At 69.1% G+C, this 16,493-nt stretch carries 10 protein-coding genes; 5 read left to right on the top strand and 5 right to left on the bottom strand.

What is annotated here, in order from left to right; genetic code table 11:
• Positions 1 to 107: 107 nt before the first annotated feature.
• The 5 genes from tssH to FHQ07_RS02485 all read right to left on the bottom strand — a co-directional run bounded on the left by tssH (position 108) and on the right by FHQ07_RS02485 (position 8,522).
• Positions 108 to 2,768 (bottom strand): type VI secretion system ATPase TssH, encoded by a 2,661-nt coding sequence (gene tssH, locus FHQ07_RS02505; RefSeq protein WP_206202339.1) that lies wholly within the window; start codon positions 2,766 to 2,768, stop codon positions 108 to 110.
• A complete protein-coding gene (gene tssG, locus FHQ07_RS02500; protein WP_139715196.1) occupies positions 2,759 to 3,859 on the bottom strand; it encodes a type VI secretion system baseplate subunit TssG in 1,101 nt (366 codons plus the stop codon). Before tssG ends, tssH begins: the two co-directional genes overlap by 10 nt.
• Entirely contained in the window at positions 3,856 to 5,691 is a 1,836-nt protein-coding gene (gene tssF, locus FHQ07_RS02495; RefSeq protein ID WP_139715195.1) for a type VI secretion system baseplate subunit TssF, read from the bottom strand. The genes tssG and tssF overlap by 4 nt, the downstream gene beginning before the upstream one ends.
• 176 nt (positions 5,692 to 5,867) lie before the next feature.
• A complete protein-coding gene (locus FHQ07_RS14445) occupies positions 5,868 to 7,733 on the bottom strand; it encodes an MltA domain-containing protein (protein ID WP_206202338.1) in 1,866 nt (621 codons plus the stop codon).
• Positions 7,734 to 7,850: 117 nt separating this feature from the next.
• Positions 7,851 to 8,522, bottom strand: a complete 672-nt coding sequence (locus FHQ07_RS02485; RefSeq protein WP_139715193.1) for a LuxR C-terminal-related transcriptional regulator — start codon at positions 8,520 to 8,522, stop codon at positions 7,851 to 7,853.
• Positions 8,523 to 8,760: 238 nt separating this feature from the next.
• Here FHQ07_RS02485 and FHQ07_RS02480 point away from each other — a divergent pair, with 238 nt between their 5' ends.
• From FHQ07_RS02480 to FHQ07_RS02460, 5 genes are read left to right on the top strand one after another with little or no spacing between them, the layout of a single operon-like run.
• On the top strand, positions 8,761 to 9,960 hold the full coding sequence (locus tag FHQ07_RS02480) for a TraB/GumN family protein (protein ID WP_168191450.1): 1,200 nt from the start codon (positions 8,761 to 8,763) through the stop codon (positions 9,958 to 9,960).
• 49 nt (positions 9,961 to 10,009) lie between these two features.
• Positions 10,010 to 11,428, top strand: a complete 1,419-nt coding sequence (gene tssK / locus FHQ07_RS02475; RefSeq protein WP_168191449.1) for a type VI secretion system baseplate subunit TssK — start codon at positions 10,010 to 10,012, stop codon at positions 11,426 to 11,428.
• Between the two features lie 4 nt (positions 11,429 to 11,432).
• Positions 11,433 to 12,872 carry a DotU family type IV/VI secretion system protein gene (locus tag FHQ07_RS02470; protein WP_139715190.1) on the top strand — a complete coding sequence of 480 codons (1,440 nt, stop codon included), beginning with the start codon at positions 11,433 to 11,435 and terminating at the stop codon, positions 12,870 to 12,872.
• Positions 12,869 to 14,575 (top strand): type VI secretion system protein, encoded by a 1,707-nt coding sequence (locus FHQ07_RS02465; RefSeq protein WP_139715189.1) that lies wholly within the window; start codon positions 12,869 to 12,871, stop codon positions 14,573 to 14,575. The genes FHQ07_RS02470 and FHQ07_RS02465 overlap by 4 nt, the downstream gene beginning before the upstream one ends.
• A complete protein-coding gene (locus FHQ07_RS02460; protein ID WP_139715188.1) occupies positions 14,479 to 16,458 on the top strand; it encodes a type VI secretion system membrane subunit TssM in 1,980 nt (659 codons plus the stop codon). The genes FHQ07_RS02465 and FHQ07_RS02460 overlap by 97 nt, the downstream gene beginning before the upstream one ends.
• The last annotated feature ends 35 nt before the right edge of the window (positions 16,459 to 16,493 follow it).

Here is a 16,493-nt window from a genome sequence, read left to right as displayed (position 1 = left end):
GACATTCGTCCGAAGTGCTATCCGCGGCGTACTGCATCGCCGCGGATAGCGCGAAGGGCCTAGTCCTGTTGGTACGGGTGCCTGCACGCGGCGGGAGGCGGACAGGCTCAAGCCACCGAATAGGCGAAGCCGCCGTCTTCGCCGACCGCGATCCGGATGCTGGCGATGCCGCCGCCTTCGGCCATCTTCTCCAGCACGTGCCCGGACACTTCCGGCAGCACGGTCCCGGTCAGGATGTTGTCGATGTTGCGGGCGCCGGAATCGACCTCGGTGCAGCGCTTGGCGATGGCGTCGACCACCGCCTCGTCGTACTCGAAGCCGGCGCCGTGGTTGGCCTTGATCCGCTTGCCGATCTTGTTGAGCTTCAGGCGCACGATCTTGCGCATGTTCTCGTCGCGCAGCGGGTAGTAGGGAATGATCGCGGTGCGGCCGAGGAAGGCCGGCTTGAACACCCGGTTGAGCTCCGGCTTGAGCAGGTCGTTGAGGTAGGCCACGGTCGGCACCTCATCGGACGCGTTGCAGGCCTGCATCACCAGGTCGGTGCCGGCGTTGGAGGTGAGGATGATCAGGGTGTTGCGGAAGTCGATCTCGCGGCCTTCGCCATCCTCCATGCGGCCCTTGTCGAACACCTGGAAGAACAGTTCCAGCACGTCCGGGTGCGCCTTCTCGATCTCGTCCAGCAGGACGACCGAGTACGGCCGCCGCCGCACCGCCTCGGTCAGCACGCCGCCCTCGCCGTAGCCGACGTAGCCGGGCGGGGAACCCTTGAGGCTGGAGACGGTATGCGCCTCCTGGTATTCGGACATGGCGATGGTGATCATGCTGCGCTCGCCGCCGTACAGCGCGTCGGCCAGCGCGATCGCGGTCTCGGTCTTGCCCACGCCGGAGGTGCCGACCAGCAGGAACACGCCCTTCGGCTTGTCCGGGTCTTCCAGGTTGGCGCGCGAGGTGCGCACGCGCTGGGCGATGGCGTCGAGCGCATGGCTCTGGCCGATCACGCGTTCCTCCAGCGCGTCCTTGAGCTTCAACACGGTCTGGATCTCGTCGGCGACCATGCGCCCGACCGGGATGCCGGTCCAGCCGGCGATGATCTGCGCCACTGCGGAGGAATCCACTACCGGCAGGATCATCGGCTCGAAGCCCTGCAGCGCCTTCAGTTCGCCGCGCAATGCATTGAGCGTGGCCACCGCGTCGGCGCGGGCGGGATCGTCGGCGGCCAGCGCCTCGACCTTGTCCAGTTCGGCGTGGATCTTCGCCACCAACTCTTTTTCCTGGGCGAAGCGGGCCTCGTCCGCGGCCAGCGCTTCGGTCAGCTTCGCGGTTTCCTCGGCGATTTCGCCCAGGCGCTTGCCATGGTCGCTGCCGCCGGCGGTTTCCTTGTCGAGCTGCGCGCGTTCGGTGGCGAGCACGTCGAGCCGTCGCTTGGCGTCCTCGATCCGCGCCGGGGTGGCGTTCTGGCCGATCGCGATCTTGGCGCAGGCGGTGTCCAGCACGCTGACCGCCTTGTCCGGCAGTTGCCGGCCGGGGATGAAGCGCGAGCTGAGCTTCACCGCTTCGACGATCGCCTCGTCGAGGATGCGCACCTTGTGGTGCGCGGCCATCGCCTGGCCGACGCCGCGCAGCATCGAGACCGCCTTGTCGTCGTCGGGTTCGTCGACCTTGACCACCTGGAAGCGGCGGGTGAGGGCGGGGTCCTTCTCGAAGTATTTCTTGTATTCGCTCCACGTGGTGGCGGCGATGGTGCGCATCTCGCCGCGCGCCAGCGCCGGCTTCAGCAGGTTGGCCGCATCGTTCTGGCCGGCCGCGCCGCCGGCGCCGATCAGGGTATGCGCCTCGTCGATGAACATGATGATCGGCTTCGGGCTGGACTTGACCTCCTCGATCACCCCCTTCAGCCGGTTCTCGAATTCGCCCTTCACGCTGGCGCCGGCCTGCAGCAGGCCGAGGTCGAGCGAGAGCAGTTCCACGCCCTTCAGCTGCGGCGGCACGTCGTCCTGCGAAATGCGCAGGGCCAGGCCCTCGACCACCGCGGTCTTGCCGACGCCGGCCTCGCCGGTGAGGATCGGGTTGTTCTGCCTGCGCCGGGTGAGCACGTCGATCATCAGGCGGATTTCGGAATCGCGGCCCAGCACGGGGTCCAGCTTGCCTTCGCGTGCGCGCTGGGTGAGGTTGATGCAGTACTGGTCCAGGTTCGGCGTCTTGCTCGGCCTGCCACCACCGCCGGCGGCGCCGGGCGAGGCCGCGTCGCCGCCGATCGCGCCGCCGGCATCGCCGAGGGCGCGCGCATCCTTGGCTTCGCTGGAGGCTTCGGTCAGCGCGTGGAAATTCTTGGTCAGGGTCTCGAGATTGATCTTCTCCAGCGAGCGCGCGCTGACGCTGACCAGCCTGCGCAGTTCCGAATCCGCCAGCAGGGCGACCAGCACGTGGCCGCTGCGGATCTTCGCCTCGCCGTACTCGATCGAGGCCCAGCCCCAGGCCGCCTCGAACAGCTTCGGGATCATCGCCGACAGCGCCGGGGTGCGCTGGTTGCCGGTCTTGAAGCCGTCCAACGCCTTGCCGAGTTCGCGTTCCAGCGCCTCCGGCGCGATCTCGAACTGGCGCAGGATGCGGCGGATGTCGCTGTTCTCCACCTCCATCAGCTTGGCCAGCACGTGTTCCACTTCCACTTCGTAGTGGCCGCGCGACATGCAAAGGCCGGCCGCGCCTTCCATCGCGCCGCGGACGGTGGTGTTCAATCGCGCGATCAGCGCACGCAGGTTCAGTGCCATGATTGGCCTCCCATTGCCGAAAAGTGGAATTCGCAGTCGTTTGCGGGTCGCGGATCGGAGCGGCCGCGCAGCCAGGTGTTCCAGCCCAGTTGCGGTCGGTCGGCGTTGCGCGCGCCCAGCCGCAGCGGCGGCACCTGGTCGGCGCGCAGCGACAGGCGGATGTGCAGGTCGAGCGCAAGGCCGGTGAGGAAACGGGTGAGTTCGATGATGTCCGGCAGGCGCGCGCCGCGCGGCAGCAGGGCGTTGAACTTGTTGCGGTCGATCGGACCGATGGTCAGGCGCAGGGTGGTCTGCCGGTCCCAGTAGCGGGCGCCGAGCACGCAGCCAGCGCCCAGGCGGTTGTTGTCGCGGCCGAGCCGGGTGCGCGCATCCATGGCGATGTCCTGCCAGGTGCCCAGGCAACCGCTGGCCTGCACCGGCGCGCCGACCACCGCCGACACCACCTGGGCGATCGCGCGTTCGCCGTGCGGGCGTTGCGCGATCAGGCCGGAGAAGTAGGTCATCGCCGCGCTCGGCAATGGCTTCGCCGGGCTGCTGCTGCGCTTGTTCGGATGCAGCCGCGCCTGCAATGCAGGCGTGCCCAGCCCGACCACGTGCTCGAGGTAGCGGTAGACCGAATTGTGGAAGCCGAACTGGCGGCCGATCTCCGGCCGGTGCTTGGCCCAGGCCAGCCAGAACAGCGAGACCAGCCGGTGGTTGAACAGGTCGAAGAAATCCTGCGCGCTCTGGTCGCGCTGGACCTGCTTGCGCGCGATCAGCAGCTCGGTATAGGTGCGCGGGAGGATGCCGCTCGGGCCGGTCAGGCCCATGAAGTTCACGCATACCCGGGTCGCGGCATCGGCCTGCACGATCGAGTGCAGCTCGGACGGCGGGAACGCCAGCGACGCCGGGGTGGTGAAGCGCAGCGGTCCCGGGCGCGCGCCGGTGCCGCGGCCGTCGAAGCCGTTTGCGCCGTACAGCAGCCGCACCGCCTGGAAGAAGCCGAAGCGGCCGGGTTCGTTGAGCAGCCGGTTGATCGCCGGCTGCATCGGATCGCCCGCTGCGACCAGGTCGCTGGCGGTGGCCGCATTGCCGGGCGCATCCATGCTCATACCAGGGGCAGGCTGCCGCTGCGTGGGGCGAAGCGGACCATGAAGTCCTCGCGCTGCTGGCTGCGCACGCTCAGCCGCGTGTAGGAATTGGCGGTGCAGTACAGGCCGAAGAACCGGTCCAGCACGCAGGCCATCAGGTACACCCCGGAGCCGACGTACTGGTTCTCGTCGAATTCCAGCTCGATCTCGGTGCCGCGCACGAAGGCCTGGCGCGGCGCCTGGCCGACGCGGGTGACCGACGGATGCCCGGACACGTTGCTGATGCCGGCGATCTGCTTGCGCACCGTCACCGAGTCGGCGAAGTTGTACAGGCTGAGGATCTCCAGCAGCGCCTCGCGGCCGCCATCGACGATCGACAAGTGGTTGAGCGACAGGTGCGAGATCAGCCGCCACTGGTTCGCCAGCCGCATCGGCGCGCGCCAGGTCGCGCTGGGCTTCTTCAGCAGGCGCGCGCTGGCGATCACGCCGCCCTGTTCCAGCTGCAGCTGGCTTTCGTCGCCGCCGAACGGCAGCGCCGAGGGCAGGTCGCGGTTGGTGCAGGTCAGGCTCAGCGACAGGGTGTCGACCACCGGCGCGCGCGGGTTCATGTCGCGGTCGACCAGGCTGATCATCACGTCGGACCCGTCGTCGTTCGGCAACATCGACGGCCGGCGCTGCAGGTACCAGTAATGGCCGTTGCCGTCGTCGTGCAGGCCGTGCTTCACCGAATACGCCGGATGGAATTCGACCACGTCGTTGCTGCTCGGCGTGCGGCTGGACTTGCGCACCCAGTCCACCGAATACACCTCCAGCCCGAGCGGACGGCGCACGTCCGGCACCACCTGGTATTCGTGGCGTTCCTGGGAAACGCGGATCGGTTCGCCCTGCTGCTTGAACAGGTTGACGATCGGGGTGCAGAACAGGCGGAAGGTGTCCGCCGATACCGCCTGCTCCAGCCGCTGCAGGCGTTCCGGCCGGCCGAAACTGCCCAGTTCGATGGCGATCTCCATGGCGCGGTCGAAACGCGAGGTATCGAGCCGGGTCAGGTCGACGAACAGGAACTTCTCCGGCAGCACGAAGTATTCCTGGATCAGCCGGTAGCCCAGGAACGAACGCGGGTCGTAGTCGAGCAGGGCGTCCTCGTCGTCGAAGCCGACCGGCTGCAACGCGCTGCCCGGCAGGCGCAGCGGCGGCACCTGCGGCGCGTCGTCCGGCGCGCGCAGGGTGATGCCGGCGACGGAATTGAGCAGCAGTTCGTGCAGCGCGTGCACCAGCGGGCTCTCGCCGTCGATGTACAGCCGCAGCCGCTTGATCGGCAGCTTGGACAGCGGCAGCTGCCCGGTCGCCTCGACGCGGATGCGCAAGGTGGCGACGGTATCGTCCTGGGTGACCGCGAACGCCGAGCGCTCGGCGGCCTCCAGCCGCGCGTCGGCGATGCGGATCGGCCACACCTCGACCGGATAGCCGGTGCGGTAGCGGATCGGCAGGCCCTGCACCGGGCGGGTCAGCAACTGGCTGTGGCGCGGCAACTCCTGCATGGCGCTGATCTCGGCGCCGGGCGAGAGCTGCAGTTGCGCCACCGACATCGACGGCACCGGCCGCAGGAAATGCGGATACAGCACCGACAGCATCGCCTCGGTGATCTGCGGGAATTCGTCGTCCAGCTTCTTGTGGATGCGCGAGGTCAGGAACGCGAACGACTCGATCATCCGCTCGACGTGCGGGTCCTCGCAGACCTCGCCTTCCATCTGCAGGCGGGAGGCGATCTTGGGGTATTTCGAGGCGAACTCCTTCGACAGCCGCCGGAGGTAGGTCAGTTCGTTCTCGTAATAGGGCAGCAGCTCGTCGAGCATGGCGTTCCCGCGGCGTGGCCCGGGCCTCGCGGCGTGCGCGCCCGGTATCGCCACAGGCTAGATAGCCATCGGCAACGCAGCCATTCGCCGGAAGGCGTATGCCCTCTGGCGCGCCCGCGGCGGCCGCATCGCTGGCCGCATTGCGTGCGCGCCCCCGTGCGCCCCGAGTTCCGCCGTCATTGCGCCGGCAGCAACTCGTCCAGGGTGCTGCCGTCGTCCTCGACGCAGAACTCCTCGTCCGGCACCGCGCAATCGCGCAACGGCCCGGCGCCGCGGGTCTTGATCCCGCTGGCCGCGGCGCTGCCGGCCACCGCCTTCGGCAGCAACAGCCACATCTTCACCGGCTGGTTGGTCTGCAGCGCCATCTTGCCGGCCTTGTCGCCGAAGCCCCAGAAGAAGTCGCCGCGCACGCTGCCGCGGATCGCGCCGCCGGTGTCCTGGGCGAACACCAGCCGCCGCATCGGCCCCTTGCCGCCGGGCTGCTGGCCGTCGATGAACACCGGTGCGCCGAGCGGGGTGGCGCGCGGATCCACCGCCATCGAGCGGCCCGCGCTCAGCGGCACGCCGAGCGCGCCGATCGGGCCTTCCGGGCCGTCGCCGATGCGGCGGAAGAACACGTAGCTGGGATCGCCGATGCCGGTCTTCGGCACCGCCTTGCCGCTGCCGACCGCTTGCCCGGCGCCCTTGCCGCCGCCCTTGCCCTCGAATTCGGACATGTCCATGCGCGGTGCCGGCTTGCCGGAGGATTTGGATTTGCTCGACGGCCGCGGCGCATCGGCGACCTGCAGCGGCGGATCTTCGTCGGGCGCGACGTACTCGCTGTCGTCGGCGACCGGCGCAGTGAGCAGGGCCTGGATCATCGCCTCGACGTCGGAGGATTCCACCGCGATCGCATCGGCCGATGCGATGCCGTCGGGCTGGCTGGCGGCCGGGCGCGGGCGCGGCTTGGCCTTCGCCACCTTCTTCCTCGCCGGCGCGGATTTCGACTTGCCGCCGCCCGCGGCGGGCGAGCTGTAGCTGCCGTTGCCCTGCAACGCGGCGACGATCCGCGCCACCTCGTCGTCCTGGCCGCCGCCAGCGGATTTCCGCGCGCCGCGGGTGCCGCCCGGGATCTCCACCGCCTCGGGTTCCATCAGGGCGCGCGCCTTGATCGCCAGCAGCAAGGCATCGGAATCGCCGCGGGTGGCGTTGGGCATGAACGGATAGCCGTTCTGCTCCGCGTACGCCAGCCGGATCAGGCCGCCGTCCTTGAGCTGGATCTTGCCGGAGCCCTGGATCTGCATCGAGTACAGCTTGTACGGGTCGGCCACCCAGGCCAGCACCGGCGCGTCGATGCCGTTGTCGTCGATCTGCTGGCGCTTGTAGTAGGGGACGATGGAGCTGCCGGCGATGCGCACGCGGTAGCGCTTGTCGCGCGTGTTCGGCGACGCCCCGGCGAGGTCGATGCTGTACTGGCGCGCGCCCGGCGCGCCGGCCTCGGCGCCGACCAGCTTGCCCTGCGACGGCTTCAGCCAGCGGCTGGACTGGCCGGCGACGGTGCGCGAATCGACCATGTACATGTCGTTGGGGATGCCGTAGATCGGGTACTTGTAGGCGCCCTCGTTGCGCAGTGAGCCGGCGATCAGCGGCTCGAAATAGCCGGTCAGCTTGCCGGTGGCGCTGCGGGTGGGGGTCAGCATCTGGTAGGCGTAGAACTCGTCGTGCATGAAGTCGCGCAGGGCGGCGTCGTTTTTCGGCAGCTTGGCCAGCCTGGCGCACAGCGGCGCCCACGACGCGCGGCGCTTCATCGCCTTGCAGTTGGAGGCGAAGCTGGCATAGGTCTCGTCGAAGCTCTCGTCCTCCCAGCCCGGGATCTCGTCGAACAGCACCGGCACGTAGGCCGCGTTCTTGGTGGCGAAGGCAGGGCCAAGGTCGGGATTGGTCGGCGCGGTGGCGGGATCGGGCGCGCTCTGCGCGGCGGCGAAGCTGCTGATCGCGATGCCGAGCGCGAGCAGCGGGCTGCGGAAGCGGGCGGGGCGCGAAGCGGATGCGTTGCGGTTCATGGCGGCCTCCACGGCCGCGAATGGCCGTGCATACGCCATCAGGCTGCGCCCGGGGCGGGGTGCGGACAATACGGCGGACGCACTATGGCCCGCGTCCTACGCCGGCACCCGCTGGCGCTACAGGCCCTGCAGCTTGCGCGAGGCGACCACCGCCTCGACCCGGTTGCGCACGTTCAGCGCGCGGAAGATCGCCGCCAGGTGGATCTTCACCGTGCCTTCGCTGATCCCGAGGTCGCGCGCGATCAGCTTGTTCGGCTTGCCCTGCGAGAGCAGCCGCATCACATCGATCTGGCGTTCTGTGAGCAGGGTGCGCAAGCCATCCACCGAGCGGTTCGAATCCCCCGCCGGCGGCGGTGGCGCTTCGGTCGGTTGCCAGCCCTGCGCCTGGGCGTTCGCCAGCAGCAGCGGCGGGATGTAGATGCCGCCGGCCAGCACCAGCCGGATGGCGGACAGCATCACGTCCGGCGAATACGCCTTGGGGATGAAGCCGAGCACGCCGAGGTCGATCAGCGAACGCATCAGGTCGACGTCCTCGGAACCGGACAGCACGATCACCGGCAGCGCCGGCGCCTGGGCGCGCAGCTTGGCGACGTGCTGGTGGCCGCAGGTGCCGGGCATGGTGATGTCGACCAGGGCGAGGTCGAGTTCGTCCGCATGCGCGGCGACCGCGCGGTCGAGTTCGTCCAGGTTCATCGCCACCACCGCCTCGATCCCGGGGTCGAGCTCGGCGAGCTTGATCTTCACCCCTTCGATGATCAGGCGGTGGTCGTCCGCGATGAGCACTTTCACTGCAGCACCTTCATGCGGGTTCCCTCGAGCGCGACATGGCGAACGCAGCGGCGCTCGCATGGAGTTCACGATATTCCGCGCGGCCAGCGGCCATCAAGGCGGAACCGCCGTTCCAACGGCATAGCTCCTACGACATATGGTTGCGCGCGGCGCGCTCGCCAAAGATGCCGTGCATCGCGCCCGGCCGGCGCGGCGAACGAATGCCCTAATGACACAGGCGGCACGCCAGCGCGCAGTGATGACGCACGCACGCAACAGCGGCGCATGCTGCCTGCTGCCCGCGATGCTGTTGTCCGCGGCGGTCTCCGCAGGCGTGGCGCAACAGGCCGCGCCGCCCGCGCAGGAACCGGCACAGGCGCAACAGCAGGCAGCGGATCCGAAGTTGCGCGGCGTTCCCGCGCAGGTGGCGACCGATGCCGCGGCCTCGCAGCTGGTGCCGGCGGAGGCCGCGCAGGCCGCACCCGTGCAGGCCGCGGACGCGAACCGCGACCCGGCCGGCAGCGGCATCGCGGTGGCGGCATCGCCCACCGCGGGCATGCGCGGGGTGCTGTTCCGGGTGATCCCGCCGCAGCCGGCCCTGCTGCCCGCGGAGGCCGCGCAGGCGCAGGAAACGGCCGGTTCCGCCGGCAATGCGGGCGATCCGGCGGCAGCGCCACCGGCGTCGCCGCCGCGGCGCGAGAGCTACCTGCTGGCGACGATCCACTTCGGCACGCCGGAAGAGCAGGGCATCGACTACGCCAGCCTCGAGCGCACGCTCGCCGGGGTCGAGACCTTCGTCAACGAAGCGGACCTCGACGAAGCCTGGAAGCCGGAATACGACGGCTACCGCTGGCTGCCGGAGGAGCAGCCGCTGTCGAGGATGGTCGGCAAGGAAAGCTATGCGAAGGCGCGCGCGTTGCTGCCGAACGTGCGCCCGCAAGACCTCGACCGGATGAAGCCGTGGTCGGTGCTGGCCTTGCTGGAAGCGCGCGGCGAGACCGGCAGCGAAGCGACCATGGATGCGCGCATGCAGCGCATGGCCAGCGGCGCGGGCAAGCGCGTGCTGCACCTGGAGACGCTGGAGGAACAGCTGAAGGCGCTGGACTGCGTGCCCGCCGGCGAGCATTCGCGCGTGCTCGACGAGCGCCTGCGCGCCTCGTGGATCCTGCGCATCGAATCGGCGCAGGCGATGGCCTGGTACCGCGCGCGCAACCTGGAGGCGTGGCTGGCCGACATCGACCGCATGGAAGGCCTGAGCGACGAGGCGAAGGCGATCGAACAACGCTCGCGCCGCTGCCTGCTGGAAGACCGCAACGCGCGCTGGATCGGGCAACTGGAAACGCTGTTCCAGGACGGGCCGTGCCTGGTCGCGGTGGGCGCGGTGCACCTGGTCGGCGGCGAAGGATTGATCGCGGCCTTGCGCCGCGACGGCTACACGGTCGAGGCGATGCCGCTATGAGCGTGGAATCGCGTTGTAAAGGGCAATGGAGCAGGTTGGGAGTGAACGCATGAGCGTCGAGCGACAAGTCCATTGGGGGCAGGGTGCCTTCCTGAGTCCGCAGCACCTGCAGGCGCAGGATGCCTGGCAGCAGGCGAACCGGCATGCGCTGCACCTGCGGCTGACGCCGTTCCCGTGGGGCTATGAAAGCCTGCGCCTGCGCGAGGATGCGCTGGGCAGCGGCGTGATCGATGTCCAGGGCTTCGCGCTGGTGACCCGCGACGGCGAGCGCCTGGTGGGCGGCTCGATCGACACCGCCGCCGGCAACACCCGCGTGCCCCAGCGCAACATCGCCGACCTGGTGCCGACCAGCAACGAGCCGATCCCGGTGTGGCTGGCGTTCAACCGCGACCGCGCGATCCAGGGCCTGGCCGCGCGCGAATCCGAACGCCTGGTCGCGCGCCATGCGCTGGCCACCGACAGCCTGGCCGATCCGTTCGACCCGCAGGCGCCGGCGGCGGACGTGGACTTCCTGCTGTACCAGCCGAACATCGTCACCGGGCTGGACGAGAACGCCGAGGCGATCGTGCGTTCCTCGGACAGCTACAAGTTCGCCGAACTGATTCCCGCCGGGCCGGGCAAGTTCAAGCTCTCGCCCGACTACATCCCGCCGACCACCGCGGTCGGCGCCTCGCACAACCTCGCGCGCTGGACGCGCGCCTTGCGCGACCTGCTGGTTTCGCGCGGCCAGGACTTCGCCTCGGTCAAGCGCCAGCGCGGCATCCGCGCCGCATCGACCAGCGCGCAGGAAGTGATGCGGGTGGTGATGATGCAGACCTTCGCCCGCTACATCACCCTGTTCCAGGAGCACGCGCGGCTGAACACGGTGTCCGCGTACGCGATGTACCAGGACCTGCGCCGGCTGGTCGCGGAGTTCTCGGTGTTCTCCGAGGACATCGGCTACTTCGGCGAGCTGGCCGGCAAGCCGCGCGAAACCGAATTGCCGGACTACGACCACGACGACCTGCGCCGCTGCTTCCGGATCGGCTTCGACCGCGCCGAGGCGCTGATCAAGGCGCTCACCGTCGGCGCCGAGGTCGGCATCACCCTGGCCTACGACGGCCGCTTCTACCGCGCCGACCTGCCGGCCAACCTGTTCGAGAGCGACAAGACCCGCTTCTACCTGGCGTTCGAGTCCGAGCAGAAGGGCGCCGAGCTGTTCGCGCGGCTGTCGCGCACCGGCAAGATCGCCTCGATGGACGAGATGCCGCGGCTGCTGTCCGCCGCGCTGTTCGGCCTGAAGATCGACCTGCTGCCGGTGCCGCCGGAAGAGCTGCCGCAGAAGAGCCCGAACACCACCTACTTCCTGGTCGACACCACCCATCCCTTCTGGCAGATGATCAAGAACGGCCGCAACATCGCCGTGTTCTCCGACCTGCCGTCCGACTCGACCGTGATCAAGCTGTTCCCGGTCGCAACGCAGGACTGAACGCATGGCCCGACTCCTGCACCACTTCCTCCCGGTGTTCACGTTCGGCCTGGCGCTGGACGAGAAGGTCACCGCCGGCCAGGCCAGCGAAGCCGCGGCCGCGGTCACCGCGCGCGCGCGCGAACTGATCGACCGCGCCAAGGCGGCGGCGCAGGCGGACGGCAAGCGCCCGGAGCAGGCCGATGCCGGCGCATTCGCGGTGGCGGCGTGGATCGACGAGATCATGGCGCGCAACCCGGCCTACCTGACCGGCAGCGTCCCGCTGCAGGTCACGATGTTCAACACCAACAACGCCGGCAACGAATTCTTCCAGCACCTGTCGAGCCTGCGCCAGGACCAGGACGAGGTGCGCGAGGTCTACTACCACGCGCTGCTGTGCGGCTTCGTCGGCCAGTACTACTACGAGAACGGCGACACCGGCGAACTCGGCAAGCTCAAGGAGCTGCACGGCCGCCAGCTGCCGGTCGCGCCCGCGCCGATCCACACCCTGCGCGAGGAGAAGATCACCCCGCAGCCCTACGGCGTGGCCGATCCCTCCGGGCCGAAGTACCCGCGGCAGTGGGACCGCATGCTGCTGCGCATCGGCGCGCTGGTCGCGTTGCTGATCCCGCTGCTCTACCTCGCGTACATCCTGCTCAATCCGAAGCCGTCGATCCTGGCGCCGGTGCAGAAGGAGCTGGCGGCGTTCCCGTGCTCGGCGCTGGAGGCCAGCGTCGACGAGGGCGAAGGCTCGGTCAAGGTGACCGGCTACGTTTCGCGCGCGGACGACATCGCCGCGGTCAAGCAGCGCGTGCTCGGCGTGCAGGGCGTGAAGTCCGCGGATGTGCAGGTCGAGCACCGGATCTGGCCGCATTGCGAGGTGGTCGAGATCCTCAAGGCCTACAAGGCGCGCAACGACGACGGCCAGTACGGCCTGACGGTGACGCCGTTCACCGGCCACTCCGAGCGCTTCATCGAGGGCGAGAAGATCACGGTCAAGGTCACCGAACCGAACTACGACGGCTACCTGTACGTCGACTACTACACGGTGACCGGCGACGTGGCGCACATCTTCCCGCACCCGCAGGAATCGGAATCCGGCCGCATCATCGGCGGCAGCGAACAGCTGACCATCGGCGAGGAAGGCCGCGGCTGGGTGGTCTGCCCGCCGCTGGGCCAGGAACTGATCACCGTGATCAGCTCGCCCACGCCGTTGTACGCGGATCCATTGCCGGAAGCGGAATCGGCCAAGGACTACCTGCCGAAGCTGCGGCGGATGCTGGACGCCAACCGCGGCAACGCCAAGCTCGCCGCCGCCTACCTGTTCATGCAGACCGAGCCGGCGGAAGGCGCCGACAAGCAGGCGGCGCTGGTCGCCTGCGGGGTCGGCGCGGCGCCGGCGGACGACGCGCAGCAAGCCGTCGACGACACCACCGAAGCACCGGCAGAGGAGCCCGCACAGTGAACCCGCTGGACTTCGTGGAACGCCTGTTCTCGGGCATCGGTTCGGTCTTCTCGCGGATCGGCTATCTCTACCAGCAAGGCTCGGACACGGCGAAGAAGCCGTGGCTGCGCCGGATCGTGGTGACCCTGGTGCTGCTGGTGGTGGTGGTGGGCCTGGTCTTCCTCGGGCTGGCCCTGATCCCGATGGTGCCGATGCGCTTCTGGCAGGTATTGGCGATCTGCCTGGTCGCGCTGGTGGTGCTGTGGTGGTTCACCGCCGGCCAGCGCAAGGCCTCGCTGAAGGGCCGCACCCGCAAGCGCATCGGCGACCTCGGCCCGGGTGCCGCGGAAGACGAGCGCGAGCCATTGCAGAAGATGACCGCCGCCATCGCCGAGGCCAAGCGCACCATCGCGCGCTCGCCGGAGATGGACAAGGGCCGCAACCCGCTGTACCGCATCCCGTGGCTGCTGTTCGTCGGCGATGCCGATGCCAATGTCGACGGCCTGCTGCGCGCCGGCAGCGAGGTGTCGCCGTTCCCCGCATCGGACAAGCCGGCGATGGATGCGGACGAGGTCTGGCGTTGGTGGTTCCACAAATCGATGATCGCCATCGAGATGCACCCGCGGGTGGTCGCCGACACCAATGCGCGGCTGGATCGCGGCCTGTGGTACCAGGCGCTGATGAAGCTCGCCGACGAGCGCGAGAAGCTGCCGCTCAACGGGATCGTGGTGGCGGTCGCCGCGCAGACCCTGCTCGGCCCGGCGGATGCGCTGAAGACCACCGCGACGCGCCTGCGCCGGTTGGTGGACGAAGCGATGGAACACCTGCAGGTGCAGATGCCGGTGTACTTCGTGGTCAGCGGGCTGGAGCGCCTGCCGGGCTATGCCCAGCTGCGCGCGACGCTGCCGGCCGAGGCCTTCGCGCAGGCGCTGGGCCATCGCTTCGCCGACAACGAGGTGGTCAGCGCCGCCAGCAGCGGGCGCATCGACGACATCCTCAAGCCGATCGAGGACCGCCTGCACGCCTTGCGCATGACCGCGTTGCGCGCGCAGGCCACGCCGACCCAGCGCCGCGCGGTGTTCGACTTCGTCGAATCGCTGCGCCAGGCGCAGCAAGGACTGTCGCTGTTCGTCACCCTGATGCTGGAGGACAACCCGTTCCAGCGCACCCCGCGCTGGCGCGGCCTGTACTTCGCCGGCGGCGCGGACGCCGCGCATCGCGGGGGCGCCTTCGTCGCCGACCTGTTCACCCGCTTCCTGCCCAGCGACCAGCCGCTGGCGGGCACCAGCTTCCGCGGCAATGCGGGACGCATGGCGATGGCCGGCGTCGGCGTGCTGGCGATGCTCGGCTTGTCGGCCTCGATCGCCTACAGCCTGTCGAAGGCCAGCGGCGACGACAGCACCCTGCTGGCGCAGACCCAGGCCGCCTGCGCCGAGGTCGCCGACCGCACCTCCGGCGGGCGCATCGAATGGGTGGCCGGCTGCGGCCGCACCATCGAGAAACTGGAGGCCGAGGCCAGCAACAAGTGGCTGAGCTTCGGCATCCGCAAGGCCGACAGCCAGATCCGCGACATGAAGCAGCGGGTGATCGAGGACTTCAACAACCTGATCCTCGCCCCGAGGACCAGATGCTGGCCGCGGACATCCAGCAGCATCGCGCCGGGATCGAGCACGTGCTGGCGATCACCCAGCGCCTGCGCCTGCTGGAGGAAGGCTGCGACGTGAAGTGCCGCGAGCGCGAGTTGCCGAACAACGTGAGTTTCGACCCGCGCGCGCGGCTGTTCGCGCCGTTCCGCAGCCCCGGCAACGACACCGGCCGCGACCGCGAGAACGCCGCGGACATCTTCGCCACCTACCTCGGCTACCTGCGCTGGCAAAAAAAAAACGTACTGGATGACGAACACGCCCGGCTCCAGGGCCTGCTGACCAAGCTGCTGGCCGGCTACACGCCGAACGCCGCCGACCTGAAGAAGTGGGCCGACGCGCGCGACAAGGGCAGGGACCTCGGCACCTACTGGCTGCCCGAGAACGCGGTGGTCGGCACCGACGGCGGCGAAACCGCGGCGATCTCGCAGGCCTATACCAAGGATGCCTGGGACGGCGTCGTGCAGCCGATGCTGGCGACCCTGGGCGAGCAGGCGCCGGACAAGCAGGCGCGCATCGACGACTTGCGCAACGCCTATTTCCGCGACTACTTCGCCGGCTGGTCGAAGTTCCAGGCGCGCTTCGGCGACGGCATCGGCCTGTGGCGCGGCCACTACGGCGACCTGCTGGCGCGTGCGGCCGGCAAGCAGAACCCCTACGAACGTTTTTTTCATGCAGCCCAGCGCGATTTGTATGAACTGCCGCTCGACTGGCCGTTCTCGTCGCGCTGGGCGGCGACCTGGGTGCAGATGAAATCGAACTGGCTGTCCTCGTGGCGGCCGTTCGGGCGCTTCCTCGCGGATTCGTTCAAGTTCGGCGGCGAGAAGATCCCGCCGCCGCCGTGGCTGCTGGCGATGCACGACACCCAGGCGAAGGTGCTGGCCGGCGAGGATGCCGATTTCGCCCGCGCCTACCTGCGCCTGCAGGCCGAAGGCACGGGCGAGGACGTGTACCAGATCGCGTCCGACCTGTTCGCCAGCAAGGGCAAGGCCGACAAGCCGCCGGCCAGCGAATACACGGCGCTGATCGATGCGGTGGACAAGCCCGGCGAGCAGTACGCCACCGAATTCAAGGGCGACGATTTCGCGGCCTGGTCGGTGGTGCAGGGGCCGTCGAAGCTGCTGCTGTTCCTGACCGTGCACCGCGCCGGCGAATACGTTCAGGAGCGCTGGCGCGAAAGCGTGGTGAAGCCGCTGGCGGCGTTGCCGCAGGAACAGCAGGTCGAGGCGTTGTACGGCCCGCAGGGCAAGCTCGGCGCGTTCGTCAACGACTGGCTGAAGCCGTTCATCACCGAGAAGGAGCGCATGCCGGTGAAGGTGGGCGGGGTGACCATGCCGCTCACGCCCGCCTATCAGTCGATGGTGGCCTCGGAGCGCAAGTTCCTGCCGGTGCTCGACAACGGCCCGCCGTTCCTGGCCGGCAGCTTCACCCTGACCCGGCCGAGCGAGCTCGGTGCGCTCGACGAAGCCGAGGGCGGCACCGTGTTCCAGGTGGAATGCAGCCAGCGCACCTTCCGCGCCAGTTCCGCCGGCGCGTCGCTGGCCGACGCCACCGCCAAGGTGTTCTGGTCGCCGTCCAGCTGCCTGACCGCGAGCATCCAGATCAACTTCGTGCCGCCGGCGGACGAAGAGGCCGCGGCGACCCAGGAATTCGACCCGGCCACCAGCGAGATGCACCCGGCCGAAGCGCCGGCCGCGCCGATCAGCCTGACCCGCATCTACGAGGGGGCGGAGGGCTTCGCGAAATTGATCGAGGAATTCGCCGGCGGCGCGCACGCGTTCGGCGTCGAGGACTTCCGCGGCAGCTACACCCCGGCGCAGTGGGGCGAATTGCGGCAGAAGCTCGGCGAAGCGAAGTTCCGCAGCGCCCGCGTGTTCCTGCAGGTCGAACTGTCCGACCAGATGAAGCAGTACCTCGGCGCGAGCACCGCGCGCGCCGAGGTGCCGAACGTGATCCTCGAATGATCCCGTCGCCCCGATAACCACAGACCACGAACCAG

This window comes from Thermomonas aquatica, assembly GCF_006337105.1.
Taxonomy (GTDB): Bacteria; Pseudomonadota; Gammaproteobacteria; order Xanthomonadales; family Xanthomonadaceae; genus Thermomonas; species Thermomonas aquatica.
Note: the sequence above shows the minus strand (reverse complement) of the source record. Positions and strands in the feature narration are given on the sequence as shown.